The 22886-nt window shown below is 51.5% G+C and carries 19 protein-coding genes; 7 read left to right on the top strand and 12 right to left on the bottom strand.

Features of this window, described 5'->3' with window-relative positions; genetic code table 11:
* Window positions 1-4 precede the first annotated feature (4 nt).
* From KF749_01480 to KF749_01465, 4 genes are all read right to left on the bottom strand, one after another.
* A complete protein-coding gene (locus KF749_01480; GenBank protein ID MBX2989819.1) occupies window positions 5-2893 on the bottom strand; it encodes a S8 family serine peptidase in 2889 nt (962 codons plus the stop codon).
* A 133-nt stretch (window positions 2894-3026) separates the two neighbouring features.
* Window positions 3027-3578 (bottom strand): hypothetical protein, encoded by a 552-nt coding sequence (locus tag KF749_01475; protein ID MBX2989818.1) that lies wholly within the window; start codon window positions 3576-3578, stop codon window positions 3027-3029.
* 54 nt (window positions 3579-3632) lie between these two features.
* Entirely contained in the window at window positions 3633-3827 is a 195-nt protein-coding gene (locus KF749_01470; protein ID MBX2989817.1) for a hypothetical protein, read from the bottom strand.
* Window positions 3824-4000: a hypothetical protein gene (locus KF749_01465; GenBank protein MBX2989816.1), complete on the bottom strand. Its 177-nt coding sequence runs from the start codon at window positions 3998-4000 to the stop codon at window positions 3824-3826. The genes KF749_01470 and KF749_01465 overlap by 4 nt, the downstream gene beginning before the upstream one ends.
* Before the next feature lie 80 nt (window positions 4001-4080).
* Between KF749_01465 and KF749_01460 the strand changes: the two genes are divergently transcribed.
* The 6 genes from KF749_01460 (at window position 4081) to KF749_01435 (ending at window position 11840) form a co-directional block, all read left to right on the top strand.
* Window positions 4081-5178, top strand: coding sequence for a histidinol-phosphate transaminase (locus KF749_01460; protein MBX2989815.1), 1098 nt, complete (start codon window positions 4081-4083; stop codon window positions 5176-5178).
* Window positions 5179-5282: 104 nt separating this feature from the next.
* Window positions 5283-5810: a hypothetical protein gene (locus tag KF749_01455; GenBank protein ID MBX2989814.1), complete on the top strand. Its 528-nt coding sequence runs from the start codon at window positions 5283-5285 to the stop codon at window positions 5808-5810.
* Window positions 5811-5842: 32 nt separating this feature from the next.
* Window positions 5843-6970: a 4-hydroxyphenylpyruvate dioxygenase gene (gene hppD / locus KF749_01450; GenBank protein ID MBX2989813.1), complete on the top strand. Its 1128-nt coding sequence runs from the start codon at window positions 5843-5845 to the stop codon at window positions 6968-6970.
* Window positions 6971-7092: 122 nt separating this feature from the next.
* On the top strand, window positions 7093-8808 hold the full coding sequence (locus KF749_01445; GenBank protein ID MBX2989812.1) for a T9SS type A sorting domain-containing protein: 1716 nt from the start codon (window positions 7093-7095) through the stop codon (window positions 8806-8808).
* Window positions 8809-8978: 170 nt separating this feature from the next.
* On the top strand, window positions 8979-10082 hold the full coding sequence (locus KF749_01440; GenBank protein MBX2989811.1) for a homogentisate 1,2-dioxygenase: 1104 nt from the start codon (window positions 8979-8981) through the stop codon (window positions 10080-10082).
* 48 nt (window positions 10083-10130) lie between these two features.
* The gene (locus KF749_01435) at window positions 10131-11840 is read left to right on the top strand and encodes an acyl--CoA ligase (GenBank protein MBX2989810.1); all 1710 of its coding nucleotides are present in this window, start codon (window positions 10131-10133) and stop codon (window positions 11838-11840) included.
* Window positions 11841-11890: 50 nt separating this feature from the next.
* Here KF749_01435 and KF749_01430 read toward each other — a convergent pair whose 3' ends face one another.
* Window positions 11891-12637 (bottom strand): hypothetical protein, encoded by a 747-nt coding sequence (locus KF749_01430; protein MBX2989809.1) that lies wholly within the window; start codon window positions 12635-12637, stop codon window positions 11891-11893.
* Window positions 12638-12775: 138 nt separating this feature from the next.
* On the opposite strand from KF749_01430, the gene KF749_01425 reads away from it, so the two are divergent.
* A complete protein-coding gene (locus KF749_01425) occupies window positions 12776-13660 on the top strand; it encodes a hypothetical protein (protein ID MBX2989808.1) in 885 nt (294 codons plus the stop codon).
* 26 nt (window positions 13661-13686) lie between these two features.
* Here KF749_01425 and KF749_01420 read toward each other — a convergent pair whose 3' ends face one another.
* The 7 genes from KF749_01420 to hypF all read right to left on the bottom strand — a co-directional run bounded on the left by KF749_01420 (window position 13687) and on the right by hypF (window position 22750).
* Window positions 13687-14244, bottom strand: coding sequence for an HDIG domain-containing protein (locus tag KF749_01420; protein MBX2989807.1), 558 nt, complete (start codon window positions 14242-14244; stop codon window positions 13687-13689).
* 84 nt (window positions 14245-14328) lie between these two features.
* Window positions 14329-15360: a hydrogenase expression/formation protein HypE gene (gene hypE / locus KF749_01415; GenBank protein ID MBX2989806.1), complete on the bottom strand. Its 1032-nt coding sequence runs from the start codon at window positions 15358-15360 to the stop codon at window positions 14329-14331.
* 36 nt (window positions 15361-15396) lie between these two features.
* Entirely contained in the window at window positions 15397-17412 is a 2016-nt protein-coding gene (locus KF749_01410) for a T9SS type A sorting domain-containing protein (GenBank protein ID MBX2989805.1), read from the bottom strand.
* Between the two features lie 49 nt (window positions 17413-17461).
* Window positions 17462-19006: a glutamine synthetase gene (locus tag KF749_01405; GenBank protein MBX2989804.1), complete on the bottom strand. Its 1545-nt coding sequence runs from the start codon at window positions 19004-19006 to the stop codon at window positions 17462-17464.
* Entirely contained in the window at window positions 19003-20109 is a 1107-nt protein-coding gene (hypD, locus tag KF749_01400) for a hydrogenase formation protein HypD (protein ID MBX2989803.1), read from the bottom strand. Before hypD ends, KF749_01405 begins: the two co-directional genes overlap by 4 nt.
* Window position 20110: 1 nt before the next feature.
* Window positions 20111-20368: a HypC/HybG/HupF family hydrogenase formation chaperone gene (locus KF749_01395; protein MBX2989802.1), complete on the bottom strand. Its 258-nt coding sequence runs from the start codon at window positions 20366-20368 to the stop codon at window positions 20111-20113.
* A gap of 24 nt (window positions 20369-20392) precedes the next feature.
* Entirely contained in the window at window positions 20393-22750 is a 2358-nt protein-coding gene (gene hypF / locus KF749_01390) for a carbamoyltransferase HypF (protein ID MBX2989801.1), read from the bottom strand.
* Window positions 22751-22886 lie beyond the last annotated feature (136 nt).

Raw genomic sequence — 22886 nt, 5'->3', positions numbered from 1 at the left:
GCTTTCAGCGCAGAAGCACCATTTTCTTCGTTACCGTGAAATTGCCCGCTTTCATCGTGTAGTAATAAACGCCGCTCGAAACTCCTTCCGCATTGAATAATACAGAATGCGTTCCGGCGGGCTTCACATCGTTCACCAGTGTTGCAACTTTCCGCCCGAGAACGTCATACACCGTCAGTGCAACATGACGGACTTCCGATGTATGAAATCTGATTTCCGTTGCCGGATTGAACGGGTTCGGATAATTCTGTTCCAACATCAATCCCTCCGGCAAACCGGCTTGTCCGGCAACGCCGGTGGTTCCGGGAGGCCTGTACCTGATCACCTCGCCGCTCGATGTTACGCCCCACCCGTTGCTGGTATCGATGAATGAGATATGATTCAAGGTCCCGCTAATCGGATACACGGTCTGGGCCGACCAGTTGGATCCGTTGTTGGTTGAACGGTACGGGATTGCCCCTGCGATCGTCCAGGCGAAGTTTGCGCTTGCAGGGAATGACAGACCGAGAATAGCGGCAGTTGTCGGACTCGTTGCCGCTGTCCACGTTTCGCCGCCGTTCACCGTTACTCTGATGACGCCTGTCGAATGCGCAACAATGCCGTTGAGATTATCTTTGAACGATACGGCATAGCTGTTCGTTGCGCCCGATGCGGCTGAAGTCCACGAACCGCCGCCGTCGGTCGAGCGCCACACTCTGCTCGCATTCGTCCCGAACCAGATAGTATTCTCATCGGTCATTGCGAAGGAATTGTTCCAGCCCGCTTCGCTGGCTCCGCCAACGGGTTCATTCACAAGATGCGCCCACGTTGCGCCGTAGTCGGTTGTTTTCAGCACAACAAATCTGCCGCCGCTTGCCGGATCGCCTTGTGAATATCCTGTACCGTTGCTGAACATCCACACCGCATTGATAAAGGGCGATTGCGTGCCCGGATATGTTTGTTGATTCCAGCTTGTACCGCCATCTGTTGTCGCATAAATTCTGCCGTTACCGGTTCCGACCCAGGCACGGTCCGCGTCGATTGCCGTTATGCAATACAGATCCACTCCGGTGAGATTGCCTGTAGCGTTTTGCCAGTTCGTGCCGGCGTTCGATGTCCGGATCACGACCGGGGCTGTTCCGCTTCCGTTGCCGCCGGAGGCCCATACAACCTCCTGATTCACAACTTTGACGCTGTATAAGCTGAGGGTTGTCGGACTTGCCTGAGTTTCCCATTGCGGTATTGCAGGAAAGACGGTTACCTTGTACGCCCAACTATCGCGTTCGTTCGTGTTCGAAACCCAGTCAACACGCAACACGACATCCTGCGAAGCAGTTAATGTTCCTACTCTGAATTGAAATGTCGGAACTTCCACCGTTTGTCCCGGTGCTACAGTTCCGGCATTTCCTGTCCCCTGCAGAACCGTCACCGACCCGCTGGATGATGTTGCCGTAAACACGAGGTTGTTTGCCGGAGCGAAGAGAATATTCTGCACCGACAGCGTCATGAGGATCGTGTCATTTTGGAGAAAAAGAGTTCTGCCGCCGGGCGTTCGAATGTTGGCTGAGAGGATTTCAATTCCTGCATGCGATTCCGTAAGTGCCCGGGCAAAGTTCACGCGGCCCCGGCCAAGGTTGCCCGCCAACGCCGGGTTCGCGCCGTCAATTGAATCGCATGTTGTTTTGATTTGCAGCGCAATCTGGCGCGGAGTCCAAGTCGGATGAAGTGATTTGATGATGCCCGCGAGTCCCGCAACCAGCGGACTCGAATACGACGTCCCGTTTCCGCCATTGCCGTACCCGCCGCCGTGAAACGCGCTGAAGATGCTCACACCCGGCGCGTAGACAGGGACAGTCCGGCCGTAGTTTGAGAAGCTTGCCCGCGCATCGGATGTAGAATTTGTCGCACCGACGGCAAGAACGTTCCTGTAACTCGGCGGGAAGTCGGGATTCGAGTCGTTCAGTTTGCCGACGCCGTTGTTGTTTGTGCCGTTTCCTGCTGCACACACAACCAGCGCGCCCGCCTGTGTGGCGGCGGTAATCAAGTCCTGCTCAAACTGTGAATAGCCTCCCGTTCTCCCCCAACTGCAATTGATCACCTTTGCGCCGTTGGCGTATGCGTAGGCAATTCCCTCATACCCGAATGCGATGCCATTATCATTCGTCGGCGAGGCGGCGTTGATCGCGATGATGCTGCAGTTCCAGCTTGAACCCGCCATGCCAATTGCGTTGTTGGTGCGTGCGCCGAAATGACTTGCGGTAGCCGTACCGTGTGCCGCACTGTTGGGTGTGTTCGGAAGTCCTTGAGGATTGTTCGTGTTGTTTGCAAAATTCCAACCGAAGCGGTAGTTGGGCTGTAAATCTTCATGCAGCCAGTACGTACCACCGTCCACAACAGCAATGTAAACGCCGGTATCTCCCTTGGCAATCGTCCACCCGTTGTAGGCGTTCATACGCGTGAACATATTGCTTTGATTGGAAAGGAGTGGATCGTTCGGCGTGTCGTTGATGTAGTTCATGAACTTCGGCTCGGCGTATTCAATGCCTTCGATAGCGCCGAGACGGCTCGCAATGAGACGGGGATCGGCAGCAGAAGAAATTTCCGCGGTGTAGATTCTCGACACATCAACCCAGCCTTCGGCGATGCGCAATGCGTCGATTTGCGGAACAAAGCCGGCTGTTTTCTTGAGCGAAAGAACGCCCTCTTCGATGAGATGAAGGTTGATGTCGGATGACGTGGTTCGATTCGATCCTTCAACTACTTCCACGCCCGGGAGAAACTTGATGATGAGAACACCCGGAATCACCTCATCTTCCGGATTGAACACTCTTTGTTGGCGATTCGGTTTTACCGCTGAAACAGCAATGCTTGCTGCAAGCAACATGAGGAAGAATGTACTGACACGACGAGCCATGAACGCCCCTTTCATTGTATGATACGAATGGTGATACAGCCGGATGAGGTGTTTGAAAGTACGCTGTATGCTTAAGAGAAGCAAGATGTGCCGGAGTTCCGGCACATCTTGAGCTAAAGGAGGAAGGCTGAAGTTACTGTATCACAATACTACGCGTGCATCGAAGCGTTCCGTCGTTATCAATTGTCGCTTTCATGATGTTGGAAAATGTCCCCGATTTCGCCGCTCGCTGCACGTCCCTCTCGGACAAGAATTCATCTCCTTCAAAAAGAAAATCGTCTATCCACTTCGGCTTTTCGTCCGGAAGCCGGACGATGGCGTGAATGTGTGCCGGATTCCGGCTGCGGGGATATGAGCCGGGCTTGATTGTCCGGATTTCATATCTCCCCTTATCATCTGTTTTCACCCAGCCTCGAATGCGCGGGCGTTGCCAGTTGCCATCTGCCGTATTGTACACGCCTGTCGCATCGGTTTGATACAGGTAGATCACTAAATCGGGGTACACAGTTTTGCCGTCCGCTTTGTAGGCTGTGCCGGTAATAACGAGCTTTGCGCCGGGTTCATCCTTCGCTACCAGCGTTGTCACAGATAACACATTGTCAGGGGCGGGCGGATAAGGGGCTGCTTCTTGGGAGTAGGAAGATGCGGCAACAAACAGGAACGCAAGAAATACAATCTGCTTCATAACACTACCTCCTCTATATGCAATGAGACCCAACATTCAGCGGAACATGTGCCTTCAGTTACGACGCTTCAACCTGATTTGTTGCTTCCACCCCCTTCGTTTCAGAAATGCCACGATGAACAGAACTCCGGGAACAGCATCAACAAATCCGAACCCCGCTGGCGGTGCCGGAACCCGATTCTGCGCAAACAGCCACAAAACGGCAATCGCAAAGCCGAATTTCTCCAGAACGGAAGGCAGCAGCATCATGCGGTATCGTACGGAATCTCGGGATGTGTTATCGGCGGCGGATAGTCAATGCCGACTTGCTTCTCCATGAAATACACCGGGGTTAGCAGGAGAATCCCATAGATGCCCGCAGAAAGAAAGACGTACCCGGCGAATTGTCTGATCCTGATCGAAGGACAATCTAAAACCTTCACGATTTTTTCAACTCGTTGCCTTTCAGACAGGGCTTTCCTATCTTTCTTCCGGTCTGTCGTCGATCATGAAAGCACAGAAAATGTCACTTGTACCTCCCTATATTGAGACGTTAGAGCCTTACAAAGCGGGCAAACCGATTTCCGAATTACAGCGAGAACTCGGCCTTACCGATATCATCAAGCTCGCTTCGAACGAGAACCCGCTCGGCCCTTCTCCCCTTGCTCTCGAGGAAATGAAGAACGTACTGAATGATCTGCATTACTATCCGAATGGCGGATTGGACTTGCGCGAAGTACTTGCGGGACGGTTCGATGTGCAGTTGGGAAATGTGATTGTCGATGCCGGCTCGGAGGGGATCATGTCAAGCATCATCAGAACGTTCTTGTGTGATGATGATGAAGTTCTGACTTCAGAGGGAACGTTCGTGGGGCTGTATGTTCTTGTCAAGTCACGCGGCGTGAAGCTTGTTACCGTTCCCTTGAAGGAGTATCATTTCAACCTGCCGGCGATTGCGGCTGCCATTACGCCCCGCACAAAAATCATCTATCTCGCCAATCCGAACAACCCGACAGGCACGATCTTCACAACGCATGAATTCGACGAGTTTATGAAACATGTTCCGCCGCATGTGTTGATTATTCTGGATGAGGCCTACTTCGAGTACGCCAAAGACAATCCGAAGTACCCCGACTCGATGCACTACCGGTACGATAATGTGATCACGCTCCGTACATTTTCCAAGGTGTACGGACTTGCGGGCATTCGCATCGGGTACGGCTTTGCGCATGATACGCTGATCACGAACCTGCTGAAAGTGAAGCTCCCCTTCGAACCGAGTACGCTTGCGCAGGCAGCAGGCATCGGTGCTTTACGCGACAGCGTATTTGTTCATCGCTCGCTTGAAGTAAACGCCGAAGGAATGAAGTATATCGTTCCCGAACTCAAGAATCTCGGATTCACCGTTCTCCCTTCGGATGCCAACTTCGTCATGTGTCCGATGGAGAGTCCGGCCGCCGTAACAGAATTGTACAACGAACTGCTGAAGTTAGGCGTTATTATCCGGCCACTGCCTGCATTCAGATTGCCGCATTGTATCCGGATCACGATCGGCACCATGGCGGAAAACGAAAGGCTGATACGTTCTCTCAAGACCATCAAATTATCTGTTCCGGTATGATTCTGATACTTCTTCGAAATCCCGCTGTGAGACTTCTATTCTTAACAGCAATAGTCTTGTCTCTATCCACCCTCTCCTGCTCCACGCTCAAGGAAATGTCCGGGATGATGACAAATCTCTCCAGAACGAAATTCAAGCTTGACACGGTCGATGGCTTTCAGCTTGCCGGAATCCCACTGTCCGGCAAGACGAGTTTCACTCTTCTGGATGGGGCAAAGTTGCTTTCCGCGTACAATCGTAACGATCTGCCAGCCGCATTTACGCTCAATATCGCCGTTTTTAACCCGAATGACGGCACCGGCGGCACAACTCAGGCCACCTCAACCCTGACAAGCCTCGCTTGGACGCTCATTCTTGATACGACACTGACCGTCAGCGGGAACATCAAAGACCCGATCAAAATACCGGGAACCGGCCAGCAAACAATTATTCCCTTGCAAATTAATCTGGATCTTTTAAAGTTCTTTAGGGACAAGGGTTACGAGAGCATCCTCAACCTTGCCCTTGCCTTAGGGGGAGCCAACGGCTCGGCAAGCAGAATCACGTTGCGTGTCAAGCCGACCATCCAAACCGATTTCGGCCCGATTTCCTACCCGGGCGAAATTGACGTTATCGACAAGGAATTCAGATAGTCATTACTCGAAGTGAAGTAAGGAACAAGTCTATGGCAACCATGACGGAAAGTCGGGCGGAGACGTCTGTTGATTTTCTTCCCATTAACGGGACGGATCACGTCGAGTTTTTCTGCGGCAATGCGAAACAATCCGCTCACTTCTATCGCTCCGCTTTTGGATTCAAACTGGTTGCCTATTGCGGACCCGAAACAGGTGTACGCGACAGGGCCTCTTATGTTCTTCAGCAAGACAAAATTCGTCTGTTGCTTACCACGGCACTGCAACCCGACCATCCCGTGAGCGATCATGTAAAACTGCACGGCGACGGAGTTCGGGATATTGCGTTGTGGGTAGATGATGCGGAGTCCGCCTATCGTGAAACCACGAAGCGAGGCGCCCGCGGCGTGATGGAGCCGACGGTGTTCAACGACGAGTTCGGCGAAGTACGGAAATCCTCCATTGCCATTTATGGCGATACAGTGCATACGTTTATTGAACGCAAGAATTACTCCGGCACCTTCCTCCCCGGATACAAGGCCATTGAGGGACCCGACACCGTCTCTCGTCCCGTCGGACTGAAATACATCGACCATATGGTGGGGAACGTCGGGTGGGGTCAGATGAATGTCTGGGTGAAGTTCTATGAAGATGTTATGGGCTTCAGAATGTTCAAACATTTCGACGACAAGGACATCAGCACCGAATACTCGGCACTGATGTCGAAAGTGATGTCGAACGGCAATGAACGGATCAAATTTCCGATCAATGAGCCCGCCCACGGAAAGCGCAAGTCCCAGATTGAAGAGTACCTTGATTTCTATCGGAGCCCCGGCGTTCAGCATATTGCCATGGCCACCGATAACATCATTGACACGGTTACGAAACTGCACAAACAAGGCATAGACTTTCTGCGTGTTCCAACTGCGTACTACGACACTCTCCTCTCCCGCGTCGGCAAGATTGACGAACCGGTTGACCAACTGAGCGAACTCGGCATATTGGTCGATCGGGATGACGAGGGGTATATGCTTCAGATCTTCACAAAACCCGTGGAAGATCGACCGACGCTGTTCTACGAAATCATTCAACGCAAAGGCAGCCGCAGCTTCGGCAAGGGAAATTTCAAGGCTCTGTTTGAGGCGATTGAACGCGAGCAGGCGCTACGCGGAAATCTGTAATTCACCAACTAACAAATCAGTCACTAATTGAAAGGAATGCCTTATACTGTACATCTGTACCAACTGCTGTCTTTACCAGCAGAAACACATTCATTCATAAACATGCATGAAAGGACCTTCTCATGACATTTGAGAAATATGGTCGAGTTTTTCTTGTTCTTCTGTTTGCGGTTTCCTTTGTCGCAACATTGAACGCCGGCGAGCCCGGAGGCAAAATCGTTGCCGACGTTGAAGCCGCAGCAACAACTCAGCAGGTAACAGTCGGGCAGGCTGCACAAATCGCCCCGGCAAACATCGTTCTTCCGGATTTGATCCAGGCCGGACCTTTTATGAACGCGGAAACTCCGCGATCGAGCCCGAACGCAGTTCTGCTGTGGGACAACACCAATATCAACGTGACAACCTCGGGCATCGTGTCAAACGATCTACGCGGCCGTCATCCCGACTCCTCGCTGGTCAATACAGCCGATGATTTCGTCGTGCCGGCAGGCGTTCAGTGGTCGATAGACAGCATCTATGCACGCGGTTTCTCAACAGTCACCGGTGCCGTGGATTCGTATGCTGTTGCAATCTATGCAAACGACCCGGCGAACAAGCCCGGCACACGGATTTACTATCGCGCGCTTATTCCGGCAAACGGGCTTCCCAGATTTGACAGCTTGCGGTTGAAGCTGCCCTCACCGGTTGTTCTCAACAGCGGTACCTATTGGCTTTCCGTTTACGCCATTTACAACACGGGAACCGTTCTTTCCCAGACGCGCTGGAACTGGTACAACGGCCCGACGGCTGTAGGCTTGACGGCCCATATTCAGGATTTTACAGGCTTGTTTGGAATCCCGCCGTTCCCGTGGGCTACGGTTACGTCACTCGGTGTAGCGAATCCTTCGAACCATTTTGCGCTGTTCGGCACGAGCCAAACGACGTCGACAAGCACCATTATCTATGACAACGGCCCGTATGTGACTGCGCCCGGTGGCGGCCCCGGCGGGACGAACGCCTCGGTGCTTCAAACCTCTCTCGGAATGACGACTCTCGGCTTTGGCGTCACGGGCACAGTGCGTTTGGCGGATGACATCAACGTGAACTCATCAGGAGGGTGGAGAATCGACTCTATCAAGTTCAACGGCTATACCACGATGACAACACCGGACACCATTAACTCCAGTGCAACCGCTGTGAACTTGCGGATTTGGAATGGCATCCCCGATACAGCCGGCAGTAGTGTTGTTTGGGGAGATACGACGACCAATCGCATGACAAGAACCTACTGGCAGCGAGAGGTTCGCATTTCTGAAACTACAATCAACCTCCAGCGCGCACTGATGATTGTCAATGCCGGTGTCGGCACGACCCTGCCGCAGGGTACATACTGGCTTGATTGGAATATCACGGGACTTTCCTTCTCACCACCGATTACCATTCCCGGACAGACAACCACAGGCAACGGCCGCCAGCGAGGCGCCGCCGGCTGGGTTAACCTCTCGATGGGGGGAACGCTTACTCCTCAGGGTATGCCGTTCACGATCTACGGCCAGGTTCTCACGAACGTGAAGGAATCGAGTACTGAAGTTCCGTCGGGCTACGTTCTTTCCCAGAACTACCCGAATCCGTTCAATCCGAGCACTACGATCAAGTTTTCGATTCCGGTGAAAGAGCGTGTCACGCTTCAGATTTACAACACACTTGGCCAGCTGGTTTCGACGCTTCATGACGGCGAGCTCAATGCAGGCTCCTTTGAGGCTACGTGGAATGCCTCAGGTGCTGCGAGCGGCGTGTACTTCTACCGCTTGCAGGCAGGCAATTTCTCCCAAACCAAATCACTTGTCCTGCTGAAGTAATCTCGGCCCTCCTGCCGATTCGGGGTTGCCTTGCAAGGGCAACCCCTTTTTTGTTAGTCTCCCCTCCATAAATTCTGCTTGCTGATTACCGCCACACCTGCTATATTGCGGGTGGATTGCAGCCAATCCCCGATCCAAACCGGCACGTTTTTACTAACCAAGGAGAGTACATGTATCCGCTCAAGAAAGGGCTCACAACAAAGCAAGCTCACGTTGCACTTCCGCAGGGGACTTATGAGGAGGAGCACGGGCGCAAGGGCTTTTCAGGAAAGGCAGCACATCTGTACCATGCCAATCCGCCAACAGGATGGATCCGGTTTGAAGGGAAACTCCGGCCGCACTGTATTGACTGCAACAAGTTGAAACCGACCGACCAGCACGATCCCAAAGGGGCGCCCGTGGCATTTATCGGCAACAACGATGTGACGCTGTACGTCTCACGTAGAACCGAGCCGATGCCCTTCTACTACCGCAATGCCGATGGTGATGAGTTGTATTTTGTGCATCGGGGTGAGGGAGTCATCGAAACGGACTTCGGGCCGCTGACGTTCGAGAAGGGCGACTACATTAATATTCCGAGGGCGGTAACGTACAGAGTCATTCCATCAACGAAAGACAACTTCTTCCTCATCATCCAATCGAAAACAGAATTTGAGCAACCCGACAAAGGGCTTATCGGACAACACGCCTTGTATGACCCGGGAGTGATTGTAACGCCCGATCCTCAACCCAATCTCGACGACAAAAATGAGTGGGACGTCCGCATTAAAGTGGAAGACGAATTCACAACAGTTACCTATCCCTTCAACCCGATTGATGTTGTGGGATGGAAAGGCGACCTGACAGTCTGGAAGCTGAACATGAGGGATATCCGCCCGATCATGAGCCATCGCGCCCACTTACCGCCGAGCGCCCACACAACGTTCATCACACAAGGGGCGATTGTGTGCAGTTTCCTGCCGCGTCCCCTTGAGGAGGATCCTGAAGCCCTGAAGGTTCCGTTCTTCCACCGGAACACGGATTACGATGAGTTCATTTTCTATCACGACGGCAACTTTTTCAGCCGCGACAACATCACAGCCGGGATGGTGACTCTCCATCCCCGCGGCATTCATCACGGTCCGCATCCGAAAGCGCTGAAAGGTCAGGCAACAAAAACGCATACGGATGAGTACGCAGTAATGCTCGATGGCTTGAACCCGATACATGTTCTTCCCGCCGGTGAAGAAGCCGAATGGAAGGAGTATTGGGCGAGTTGGATGGAAAAGAAGTAGAATCATGTAATTTTCCCCGATCCTCGTATTGATTGATCGATCTGTTCTATGACATCCCCGGCTGATTCCCTTCCGGAAGCTTTGTCCGGAAAAATCCTGAACGCCCAGACCGTCAACGGCATTCCGCCAACAAGCCCGATGGTTCCGTACAGAAACATCGGCGAGCTCTTGCGTGAGAAAGCCGATCAGTATGAACACAAGCCGTTTCTCATCTTCTACAGTGACGAAGGATACCGGAAGGAATATGCGTATCACGAGTTCTGTGAAGAGGCGTGCCGGACTGCAAACTTTCTTCAGGCGAGTGGAATCAAGAAGGGCGATCGTATCGCTACAGTCTCGTTTAACCATGCGGATACGGTGATTCAGTACTTTGCCGCATTTTTGCTGGGGGCGGTTGTTGTTCCCATCAATGTCGGGGAAGACGATGAACGCATTGCTTACATTCTACAGAATTCAAACACCAAACTCGCTTTTGTCCGCGACCAGTTTCTCGAGCGCATTCAGAAGATATCAAAGAACGTCACTTCTCTTCAGGTGATCGTTGAGACCGGCCAGGTCACCAATCCCTCCGTTCCCCATTTTGTCAAAGAAATCGGCAAGCATTCGCCTGTGTTCAAACCTGCTTCCTCGCCTTCTCTCGAGGACGAAGCGTTGATTGTATACACGTCGGGAACGACAGGACATCCGAAGGGTGTCGTTCTTGTTCAATACAATCTTCTCGTTGATGCGATGGCGATTGCCGAATGGCACCGCATTTCGGATGATCAACGGATGATGTGTGTACTGCCGATTCATCACGTTAATGGCACCATCGTTACGCTTTTTACGCCCTTGTATGCGGGCTGCGGCGTTGTATTGAATCAGAAATTCCATCCCGACAAATTCTTCGAACGGATCAGCAGCGAACGGGTCACCGTAGTCAGTGTTGTGCCTACGCTGCTTCAGTTTCTGCTCCACGCAAAGCTGAACATGGACGCCTACAAGCTTGCCCATTTCCGGCACATCATCTGCGGGGCCGGGCCGCTGACAGTCGAACTTGCCATGAAGTTCGAGCAGCAGTTCAAAATCCCCATCATGCACGGGTACGGACTTTCAGAGACGACCTGCTATTCTTGTTTCCGCCCGATCGATCTGACGCCGAAAGAGCATAAGATGTGGATGTCCGAGTTCGGGTACCCGTCAATCGGCGTGCCGCTTCCCGTGAATGAAATGGCAATTCACGACGAGAACGGCAAGGAGATGGGTGAAGGCGAGAAGGGTGAGATTGTCATACGCGGCCACAACGTGATGAAGTACTATTTCCAGAACCCCGACGCAAACGAAAAGACATTTGCGTTCCATTGGTTCCGCAGCGGTGATGAGGGATTCTTCACGTATGACGAGCAGAACAGGAAGTTCTTTTTCATCACAGGTCGCCTCAAGGAACTGATCATTCGTGGCGGCGTCAATATCTCTCCCTTCGAGATTGATGAAGTGTTGATGAAGATGCCCGGTGTCCACGCAGGCATTGCAGTTGCGTTCGAAAATGACTGGTATGGCGAAGAAGTCGGTGCATACGTCATGACGAAGAATGGGGTGGAACTTACGGAAGCCGAGGTGAAATCCTACTGCCGGAAACATCTGCCGTTCGCAAAATCTCCGAAGGTAATTATATTTGGGAACGATGTGCCGGTTACCTCAACAGGCAAGTATCAGCGGAGCCGCTGTAAGGACTTGTTTGCCCGGTGGAAAACAGTTCAGTTCACCGAACACAAATAGAAACGGCGGCTTTCGGAGCCGCCGTTTGTTTTTCTGCCAATTTCTCCCGGTTAAAACGTGCCGACAAACAAACCGGCGTTGATCATGAAGCCTCTACCGTTGACGCCGCCCGGGACTCCCATCAGGTCATATTCTCCATCAACCTTCCACGACGGGGCAATCATTGCAGCATAACTTGCTCCGACACGCACACCGATCCAACTCAACAGGCTATACTCGAAATTAATTGAGGGCACGATAACAAAGAATGAGCCGTTCAGTTCGCGGGTGTTATTCGGTACCGCGCTCCCTCCGCCAAGGTAGCCTTGTTCTCCCTGCCACGTGTTCTGGCCGCTTGAGTTTTGCCTCAAGGTAATGTCAATTCCGCCGCCGCCGAACATCGAGCCGAACGCCACGTCAAATCTCTCAACAATCGGAACAACGTATTCAAACGTCACGCCGCCGAACCCGATATGAAGCTTCGCGTCACGCCGCAAGCCGGAAGCATCAAGCGATGAACTGCTGATTGAGCCGCTCATTCCTAATCCACCAACACGCAGGTTGGGGATAACCATAATATACGCTGCGCCTGCCCCGCCGGTGAGAAATACGCCGTTCTCCTTCAAGGGGGCAGCCTTGCCGGCTTGAAGGAAGTTGTTAATCTCCTTCACATCAACAAAAAGCCAGCTCGGCGTGAAGCCGCCCAACCCGCCGATCTTTGCAGCTTTCGAACGTTTCGGCGGAATCGGCTCCTCTTGAGCAAATGTCATTGAAACGATGGTCGCAAATATGACGATTGCAGCTAACGTACGCTTCATTATCTTTCTCCGATATGAATGATATGCTCACAAGAATGGCAAAAAGTTAGTCAAATCTCTGCTGATATTCAACGTTGATACTCCTTCATCACTTGCATATATTGAGTTCGTTTCCATGACAACTTCAGCAATTTCTTAATGCGCCACACTCCCAGCATTCTCCTTCTCCTTCAACTTGTTATCGGCGCCGGCTCATCGCAGGCAGGTGACAACACCTCGCAATTCACATTCCTCCCGGGCAGACTTCTCACGGCTCCGCTTCGTGCGTCGCTTCAGGAACCGAGGGTCGGGCTTTGCAAGGATATTCGCACATCTCGGCTGAAGGTGGACATAGGCGCATCTGTTGATATGTTGGAGTTCAGAACATCAACGGATTCTACTGACATTATTAGACTTGGCATAGATTTCTTCACGTATGCTCTTTCCACGAATTCGGAAGGCCTACGGCTTCAGATTGATGCAGTCGACGGCTTTTTCGGCGGACATGTAACATACATTTCAACACACGAAACGAGTTCCCGGTTCACATTGCGACTCAGACTTTTGCATCTGAGCGCCCATTTTCTCGACGGGCATTTCAACAACTCAACGCAAACCTGGAAGGATGGCCGTGCTCCCATCCCGTTTACGCGGGATTTCGGTGAGCTGCTCGGTATGTACGACTTTCGCGGATCGTGGGTTTCCGGTAGAATCTACGCCGGAATCAGCTATGCCACGCTCATTCGTCCTACTGAAATCAAGAGGATTGAGGGTCACGGGGGGATGGAATTCTATACACCGGAGGCGGCAGGTTCAGTTCTCGGGCGACCGTTCAATCTCTATCTTGCTTACAATATGACGCTAAGAGGGATTCCCTCCTACGTCGCTACTCATCATTCTGAGATGGGGATAAAGCTCGGCGAATGGTCGTCAACCGGACTTCGGATATTCCTGAGCTACTACAACGGGCTGGATGTTTTCAGCCAATACTATGACCTGAGACGGGAGGATTGGGGGGTTGGCGTTGCATTTGATTTTTGGTAGAAAGGCAACTTTTTTATTGACGTTGGTCAGTCTAACCCAATGTCTTTAGATATGTTAGAGAGGGCAGAGATAACGAATTCTATATGCTCGTCTGTACCAATTCCAATCTCCTCAATTCCCAACTGAATATCCTCCCTGCTGACGGTCCTTGCGAACGCCTTATCCTTTAGCTTCTTCTTCACCGATGAAGCCTTCAGATCAGCCAATTTGTTGGGGCGTACCATCGCACATGCAACGATGAACCCGCTAAGTTCATCGCAGGCAAACAGTGTCTTCGACATAAGCGTTTCCCGTGGCACCTGCATCGCGGGAACGTGACTGATGATAGTTGTCCGAATTTCTTCTGAATAGCCATGCTCCCGCAATATCTCCGAACCCTTCATCGGGTGATCCGGAACCCGTGGATACATCTCATAATCGAAGTCGTGCAGCAGCCCGACAGTCCCCCACTTCTCTTCATCTTCGCCGAATTTGCGGGCATACGCACGCATCGCAGCTTCGACCGCAAGCGCATGCTTTCGGAGGCTGTCGGTTTTTGTGTATTCAAACAACAGATCAAGAGATCGTTGGCGATCGGGAATCATCCAATTCTCCTAACAGGAAATAGTAGGTAAGAAGATATGAGATATTGAGCAGAAACTCGGACAAAAATCACGACTTACGTTTTGTCAGCAGATTCTGGGCAATTGCTCGCCTGAAAGCATATCTACAACCCGTGTGCCGCCGATTCTGCTCTTCATGACAACTATCCGGGGATGATCCATTGTTGCCTCGCCAATAATTTGCGCATCAACCCCTAACGGATGCGAGCGCATAGCTTCAAGAACGGCTTCTGCAACTTCTTTCGGGACAATGGCAAGGAGTTTCCCTTCGTTTGCAACGTACAACGGATCGAACCCGAGAAGCTCGCATGCGCCGCGTACTTCTTCTTTGAGCGGAATCCTCTCCTCAACGATTGTGAGCCCTATTCCGGAACTTTCGGCAAGCTCATTCAGAACGCTGGCCACTCCACCCCTTGTCGCGTCACGCAGCACACGTATTCGCTTACTTGCGGAAAACATCCTCTCAACCAAGTCGTTCAGCGGGGCTGTGTCGCTTGTGATTTGCGTTTCGAATTCAAGCCCTTCCCGAACGGACATGATCGCAATGCCGTGATCGGCAATCGTTCCGCTCACGATAATGGCATCACCCGGTTTGATGTTTTTCGGGCTGATATCAACGCCCTCCTCAACAACCCCGATGCCGGACGTGTTGATGAATATCTTGTCCGCCTTGCCGCGCTCGACAACCTTGGTATCCCCCGTTACTACCATGACGCCCGCTTTCCTCGCGGCCTCTTGCATGGCAACAGCAATCCGCCACAACTCCTCCATGGAGAAGCCTTCTTCAATGATGAAGCCTACGCCGATGAACAATGGCTTGGCGCCGCAAACAGCGAGGTCGTTTACTGTTCCGTTTACTGCCAACTCTCCAATACTTCCGCCCGGAAAGACGATGGGGTTTACTACGAATGAATCGGTTGAAAAAGCGAGGCGTGAGCCATTGATGTTTAGAATTGCGCCGTCATGCAAAGGCTCAAGCGCCTCATTCTTGAATTGCGACAGAAACACCTTCTGAATCAACTGATGCGTCAGCTTGCCGCCGCTTCCGTGAGCGAGCAGAACATGCTTGTATTCCGTTAAGGGAATCGGGCAAGACATCCCACCATCGAAGTTGATTTCAGTCTTCTTCGCCATCTATTTCACTAATACCAATGACATTGTCTTTGCATAGTTCCCCGCTTCCAGCCTGTAGTAGTACACGCCGGAACTGTACCGCGAACCATCAAACTGAACGGCATAACTGCCGCCGGGCATCTCCTCGTTCACAAGCTGTTCGATTTGTCTGCCCAATTGATCGTACACGGTTAACCTCACATGTGCCTGCTGCGGAATATCGTACTTGATAGTAGTTACCGGATTGAACGGATTCGGGTAGTTCTGATGTAAAGTAAACTCGCCGGGCAGCACTGCCCCCGCCGGCACTCCGACCACTGTTGTCGCCTGCTTCAATACGATATTGTTTCCGGGATCGAATTGCAAACCGGTCGGCTGCCGGTTGAACGTGAACGTGAATATCTGATTGTTCACATCGTTCATCTCTCTGATCGTTGTGTCAGAACCTGTTGAGAATGTAAACTTAAGTTCGATGGGCATCCGGAAGAATGGCGGATTTGTCTGCGTTTGCCGCGTTACAAACGTTGCACGCCATTCGCCGCCTCCCAACGAAGTGAAATAATACCCGTTTTGATAGACAGGATGATTCGGCTGATAGATCCACTGATCGAAGAACCACGTCAGATTCTGCCCCGTGGCATCATTGATCTTCGCGATGAAGTCCGCAGTAGCAGCCGATTTGTGTTTGAAATTCACGGCGTCCGCCGCGTACGCTTTAATGGCAGCAAAAAACGTGGAATCGCCCAACATATAACGAAGCATGTGGAGAACACATGCGCCTTTGTAATACGTGATAGCCGTGTTAAAAAGCGTGCTTGTCGGAGGAGTTGTCACTGCCCACGAGGGATTGTAAATTGGCCAACCCGGATTGCCGCTCAGGTACCCGCTTGCGTTACCGTTGATATCATTCTTGTATGACGTATAGCCGCCTGTGTACTCGAACCAGATTGCCTCGCTGTATGTTGCAAATCCCTCGTTCAGCCACAAGTCAGCCCATGTTGCCGGCGAAATCATATCACCGAACCACTGATGCGCATGTTCGTGCGACACGAGATTCTCGCTCCAGCAATTTGCGCAAAGGCTCGTCAATGTCTGGTTCTCCATCCCCCCCCATGTAAACTGACTGTTCAATGTTGCAAAGCCGTTCTTCTCAAACGGAAAATCGCCGTACAAGCGCGAAAACTCCGTTGTCATCGGGATGATCTTTGTCTTGATATTGTTGAGATTTGTCTGATTTTCACCAGCATTCCAATAGAATCTGATCGGAATACTATCGTTCGGACTTTGGGGATTCTTCCAATGAACAATATCAAGATTGTAATTCACCTTTCCCGACATCACCATCAAGTACGTTGCTATAGGATCGCGGCTAATCCAATTGTACCAGATAGTATCGGCGATGCGGGTGGAATCGGCAAGTCGGCCGTTAGAACCGAGCTTCACCGTGGCGGGTACTTTTGTCGTAAGATTCAACGTCGCCTTGTCGGAGGGCCTGTCCCAGCACGGAAACCATTTTCGGGCACCCTCAGGCTCACAATCGGTGAAGATCATGCCGTTGCTTGCGTAGAACGCACCATCGCTGACATTCAGGTGGCGATAGTAGATTTTCACCTGAACTATGCTTCCCTCCTGATACATCGAGTCAAGTGTGATTGTCAGAATGTTGGATGTATGGGTAAACGAAACGCCCGCCAGCGCAACAGAGTCAATAACCATCGATGTGTTCACGGCGTTCAGCGCAATGGTGGACAGTACTGAATCGACGCGAAAGGTGACCACGTTGCTGGCTGTAAACGACTTCGGATACGGACTGAGAAAGCAACTGTATAGATCAAGGTCAAGCTTGTAGTCCAAAACGTCGAAGGAGTGCTTCGGGCTTCCGGGCGATAACGCAAGCCGGTCGAATTGGTGGATGGAGTTTTGCTTCTTCTCAGCACAATATTCCGCTCCTTTTCGTGCCGGGTCGAATGCTTGTGCATTCACGTACCCAACACACACGATTGTAAGCAACGCTCCGAGGAGGAATCTCTGTATCATATGGTTTCCTTTGTTTTGTGAATAATGTAACGTATACAGCCTTCTTGCTTCAATGTCGATGAATGTCCTGATGCATAATACGCCTCGTTTCATGCAGGCGGTCGTCGGCAGGCAAATCAACCAAACGCAGGTTCATATCTTCATCATCTTCATTGGCAAGCAACTTTGCAGCATAGTGAATGATGCTCGGGGGGAAGATTCCTTCCCTCTCGTAGAGTTGCCTCTTTTCAGCAAGGATGCGGGATGACTCCACGCAACTAGTGGGAAGTGCAGTCAACGTGGCAAGGAGTTTCTGATCTTTGAATATGTTCCCTGCGACATAGAGTCGTTGAGCGATATTTGTCGACTCATCGGATGTCAAGCCCCATTCCGCTGCCATTGTGATTCCGGCCATCAGCAGATGGACCATGGCACTTCCATCGGGGCTCCTCAGTTCCACTGTTTGGCGTCCTTCGCGCTGTTCCAATTTTTGCTTCTGCTGCGGATTCAGAACTTGGGCAAGATTGTTCAGACTTGCCCACCCGAGCGGCACACGAATCATCGCGCTTCTATTCATGTCGCTCCAGCAAATTCTCGTCGGCGCCTCCTGGTTTGGAACGAGCCGCAAGTACGCGGCAGACACGGTGTTCCCGAAAGCAGTGAGTGAGTCCGCGTACGTACACAGTCCGCCAATCACTTTCTTTGCCGTTCCGGAAAGCTTTCCCGACTCATCCGTCATGATATTCTTTCCATCGCGAAGAACTTCCATATGCACGTGCAAGCCGTTTCCGGCAACACCCTCTTCGAGTTTTGGTGTGAATGTTGCAACGCAGCCGTGTTTGTAGGCGACATTCCGGATCAGCCAGCGGGCCAGAACGAGAGAATCTGCCGCATCTTCAATCGGTTGCGGAAGAAATTCCACCTCCAACTGCTCGGCTTGCTTTCCGGCGATCTCTTCCACATCACTGCGCACACTCTCAACATATCCCACCTCACTGTGGGCGTACTTCACAGAGCCGGTACACTGCGAGATGTATCGAACCATTTCATCCAACACTAATCCGCTTTTCACAAACGGGCCGGCTGCGTGATACCCTCGTTGTTTCGAGGAAAGATAGATGTTTGATCTCTTCTCGCTTAACAGGAAGAACTCGAGCTCTCCGAGGGCGTACAATTCCAGTTTCGTTTGTTCTTTGAACAGCCTGCTTGCATTATGAAGAATGGTATCAGGCGCAAAAGGAGCCAGTTGCCCCTCACGCGTCAGGTAGCGGCAGATGAAATCCAAGCTGCTTTCATCAAACGGATTAAGGAATGCAGTTTTGTACACAGGAACCACATACAGATCGGATAATGCGGTATCGACCATTCCTTTGAACAACGAGGATCCGTCAACCCGCTCGCCATCTGCAAGAATACGTTCGGCCTGATACCGACTGGATACCGGAATCTTCAGTTCTTTCAGCTTGCCATCGAGCGCAGTGTACCGGAAGGTAATTCTTTCGATGCGTTTCTGCTCGATCACCGATAGCATATCCTCGCGCGTAAATTCTTCCGACTGCTTATCAACAAGCAGTGAAATTGGATTGGTCAGGGCGTAGCTTGCGTTCATAGTCATTGGGTTGCTATTGTGTTTCGTATTCTTTTGTAGTTGTAGTATGCGGCGCAAGCACCCTCGGACGACACCATCGGCGCGCCGAGCGGATGTTCGGGCTTACATTCGTTTCCAAAGGCGGGGCATTCCTGAGGTTTGCGTATTCCTCGCAGCACGTCTCCTGCAATGCACACAGCAGGTTCTTGAACCTCAATGGATTCAACGCCGAATATTTGTTCCGCATCAAACTCGGTATACAGTTCCGATAGGCCGAATCCGCTTGATGGAATTTCGCCGATGCCGCGCCATTTCCGATCTATTACAGCAAACACTTCTTTCAGCAATGCCCGTGCTGCAGGATTCCCTTCTCTGCGTACAGAACGCGAATACTGGTTTTCCACCTCGTAACGACCTTCTTCAAGTTGCTTTACCGTCATGTAGATTCCTTGAAGAATATCAACCGGCTCAAAACCCGTAACAACAATCGGCACTTTGTACTGCTCAGCAAGAGGAAAGTACTCTTCATACCCCATGACGGTGCAGACGTGACCCGCTGCGAGCAATCCTTGAACCTTGTTTGTTGAAGATGAGAGAATTGCTGCAATAGCAGGTGGAACCAGGACATGCGAACTCAGTATTGAGAAATTCACAATGCTCTGCTTGCGTGCTTCTTTCACGGCCATTGCATTAGCTGGGGCTGTGGTCTCGAACCCCACGGCAAAGAAGACTACCCGCTTGTCAGGATTGTTCTTAGCGATTGTCAATGCGTCGAGGGGTGAGTACACCATCCGGACATCTCCTCCTTCGGCTTTCACCGAAAGAAGGTCCTTGTGTGAGCCCGGTACGCGCAACATATCCCCGAACGACGTGAAGATGACGTCCGAGCGTGAGGCAATCGCTATCGCCTTGTCGATAATTTCGAGGGGTGTCACGCACACAGGGCAACCGGGCCCGTGCAACAGTTGGATTTCAGCGGGCAAGAGAGACTCAATTCCACTCTTTATAATGGAATGTGTTTGCCCGCCGCAGATTTCCATAAGAGTCCACGTACGGGTAGTGATCCTCTTGATTTCTTCGGCATAGCGCCGGGCTGTTTCACCATCTCGATATTCATCGATGAATCTCACGCTACAAATCTCCGTCTTCTTTTAGGTCATCAAGCCCGTCCCTCATCTTCTGCAGAATATCCAGCGTCTCCTTCGCCTCCTTTTCATCAACTTTGCTCAGAGCAAAGCCTACATGCACAAGAACATACTCTCCCACGTTTATGTCGGGAAGCCATTCGAGACAAACACGCCGTTGAATGCCTGCAAAGCTGACATTTCCCATCACTGGTTGAGCATCCTTCTCTATCGTCAATACCTTTCCCGGAATTGCGAGACACATTACAGGCCTCCTTTTCGTGACACTTTAGTTATCAGATGGAATCAGCACAAAAGAACTGTGCAGCAGGTCGTGGTCATGCATGTTTTTTGCGCTCGCCTCCATCCTCGCGGCAAAGGCGATCTGCCCGAGAGAAATTCCACCGTCATTCGGTGGAATTCGTTGATGCCAATACGGGGTGAATCCTTCTTCACGAAGCCGTTTCACTGCACGCTCCGTGAGGTACTTGTTCTGAAAACAGCCACCGGTCAACGCAATTCGCTGGGCTCCTTGGAGACGCGCAACGCCCACAATCATCTCGACAAGAGTGTTATGGAATTTTGCTGAAATACACGAAATCGGAATTTCAGAATTCACATCATGAATAATCCCAACAATCATCGGAGCCCAATCAATACTGAATAGCAGCGGCTCGCTTTGCTTTGTTTCGATATGATATTCGTAGAAGGATTGGTTTTCATGGTCATCAATGGCATACTCCAGCGCTACCGCAGCTTGACCTTCGTAGCTTACCTTGTGTGCAAGATTCACAATCGACGCGACAGCGTCGAACAGACGACCGACACTTGTCGTTCGGGGAGAATTCACCCCTTGAACCATCACCCGCTGGAGTAGTCTCAAATCCGTATGTGTGAACGCCGAAACCGGCAACAGATCTTTCATAATAAAAACATCATCTCCGAGCATTGTATGCATCAAACCAATTGCAGTGCGGCGTGGTTCGCGGACGGCCTGCGAACCGCCGGGAAGACAAAACTCCCTGAACGTTGCAACGCGTGTGAACTCTGAGCCGTGCACAAGAAAGAACTCCCCACCCCATATCGTTCCGTCACATCCGAGTCCTGTCCCATCCCATGACACACCCAATACATTGTCATCAAGTTCATTCTCAGCCATGCACGCTGCTACATGGGCAATGTGATGCTGGACTTGCGTGATAGGCAGTCCGATAGACTGTGCATGTTGTGTTGAAAGATAGTCGGGGTGCATATCTGTTGCGATCAGTTCCGGAGAAATAGCGAGAAGACCTCGAAGGTCGGCGGCAACATTCGTAAACGCATTAAATGCTTCAGGCGTTTCAAGATCACCAATGTGTTGACTTATGAACACACTTCTTCCGGTTGACACTGATACCGTGTTCTTCTGATGCGCGCCGAGGGCCATCATCGTCGGCACGTCATACTTCAATCGAATCGGAAGGGGAGCGTATCCTCTGGCCCGCCGTAATACCTGTTCTCTGCCCAACATGACTCTTACAACCGAATCATCAACATGCCGTTGAATGGGGCGGTTGTGGACAAGAAACACATCGGCAATTCCGTGAAGCCTCTGCAACGCTTCGTTTTCATCAATGCAGATGGGTTCATCGGAAACATTTCCGCTCGTCGCAACGAGAGGGATACTGCATTTCTGCATTACAAGATGGTGAAGCGGCGTATACGGGAGCATTGCGCCAATGTACGGGTTTGCCGGAGATACTGACGGCGCAACTCTTGAAGTGCTTTCCGAACGTTTCCGGAGAAGAACGATTGGTGCTTCCGGGGATTGAAGGGCCTGACGTTCCAAAGCAGATACTTCACATGCCGTCTCAATTTCCGAAAGTGAAGGAAACATCACCGCAAGCGGCTTTGCCTCGCGACGCTTTCTGTATCGCAGTTTCACTACAGCATCCTCGTTCCCTGCATCAACAAGAAGGTGGAAACCTCCGAGTCCTTTTAGCGCGACAATCATGCCTTGTTGAATGGATGTTGCAGCGGTGGTCAGCGCTTCCTGGCCTCTGGAGAGAATCGTTCCGGTCTGTGCCCACAGTTCAATGCGTGGACCGCATTGCGGACAGCCGATCGGTTGAGCGTGAAATCGCCTATCCTGCGGGTTCTCATATTCATGCCGGCACTCGTCACACATCTCAAATTGCTTCATCGTTGTGTTGACGCGATCGTACGGAAGCGACTGAATGATGCTGAACCGCGGGCCACAATGTGTGCAGTTGATGAAGGGATACAGATACCGGCGGTTCAACGGATCGAGCATCTCGCGCAAACAATCAGGGCATGTTGCAATGTCGGGAAGAACAAGTGCCGTTTGCTTACCAGCATGATTGCTCGATTGGATTTCAAAACCGGAATAGCCTGCAGGGTCGAGGTACGTTGCTTCGAGGCTTTGAATCGAAGAGTGCACCGGCTTCTCCGAAACAACGCGAAGAAGAAATCTCTCCAACGATTCTTTCCCACCCTCAACCTCAATGCATACCCCCTGCGGGGAATTCTCAATCCAGCCGTTCAGGTGACAATCAGACGCGAGCCTGTAGATGAACGGACGAAAGCCCACGCCTTGTACGGCGCCGTGAATCGCAACCCGCAGCCGGGTCATATTAGCAATGTGCATTTCTCTCACCGAGTTGACAAAAATTCAGCCTGTCGAGGTTACTGTAGCATAAGTCAACAATCATGCCCTCTAAAGTGAGATTTTCCGTCGATTTTCAGCAGCACTGATTGGGTAATTTCCAACAAATGGGACTCCC

This window comes from Bacteroidota bacterium (assembly GCA_019637975.1).
Classification (GTDB): Bacteria; Bacteroidota; Ignavibacteria; order UBA10030; family UBA6906; genus CAADGV01.
This window is presented reverse-complemented; position numbering and strand designations above follow the sequence as displayed.

Bases quoted from the DNA above. Each gene is read 5' to 3' on its own strand.
- KF749_01480 (MBX2989819.1), bottom strand. From the start codon at position 2,893: ATGGCTCGTCGTGTCAGTACATTCTTCCTCATGTTGCTTGCAGCAAGC.
- KF749_01475 (MBX2989818.1), bottom strand. From the start codon at position 3,578: ATGAAGCAGATTGTATTTCTTGCGTTCCTGTTTGTTGCCGCATCTTCC.
- KF749_01470 (MBX2989817.1), bottom strand. From the start codon at position 3,827: ATGATGCTGCTGCCTTCCGTTCTGGAGAAATTCGGCTTTGCGATTGCC.
- KF749_01460 (MBX2989815.1), top strand. From the start codon at position 4,081: ATGTCACTTGTACCTCCCTATATTGAGACGTTAGAGCCTTACAAAGCG.
- KF749_01455 (MBX2989814.1), top strand. From the start codon at position 5,283: ATGATGACAAATCTCTCCAGAACGAAATTCAAGCTTGACACGGTCGAT.
- hppD (MBX2989813.1), top strand. From the start codon at position 5,843: ATGGCAACCATGACGGAAAGTCGGGCGGAGACGTCTGTTGATTTTCTT.
- KF749_01445 (MBX2989812.1), top strand. From the start codon at position 7,093: ATGACATTTGAGAAATATGGTCGAGTTTTTCTTGTTCTTCTGTTTGCG.
- KF749_01440 (MBX2989811.1), top strand. From the start codon at position 8,979: ATGTATCCGCTCAAGAAAGGGCTCACAACAAAGCAAGCTCACGTTGCA.
- KF749_01435 (MBX2989810.1), top strand. From the start codon at position 10,131: ATGACATCCCCGGCTGATTCCCTTCCGGAAGCTTTGTCCGGAAAAATC.
- KF749_01430 (MBX2989809.1), bottom strand. From the start codon at position 12,637: ATGAAGCGTACGTTAGCTGCAATCGTCATATTTGCGACCATCGTTTCA.
- KF749_01425 (MBX2989808.1), top strand. From the start codon at position 12,776: ATGCGCCACACTCCCAGCATTCTCCTTCTCCTTCAACTTGTTATCGGC.
- KF749_01420 (MBX2989807.1), bottom strand. From the start codon at position 14,244: ATGATTCCCGATCGCCAACGATCTCTTGATCTGTTGTTTGAATACACA.
- hypE (MBX2989806.1), bottom strand. From the start codon at position 15,360: ATGTCTTGCCCGATTCCCTTAACGGAATACAAGCATGTTCTGCTCGCT.
- KF749_01410 (MBX2989805.1), bottom strand. From the start codon at position 17,412: ATGATACAGAGATTCCTCCTCGGAGCGTTGCTTACAATCGTGTGTGTT.
- KF749_01405 (MBX2989804.1), bottom strand. From the start codon at position 19,006: ATGACTATGAACGCAAGCTACGCCCTGACCAATCCAATTTCACTGCTT.
- KF749_01395 (MBX2989802.1), bottom strand. From the start codon at position 20,368: ATGTGTCTCGCAATTCCGGGAAAGGTATTGACGATAGAGAAGGATGCT.
- hypF (MBX2989801.1), bottom strand. From the start codon at position 22,750: ATGCACATTGCTAATATGACCCGGCTGCGGGTTGCGATTCACGGCGCC.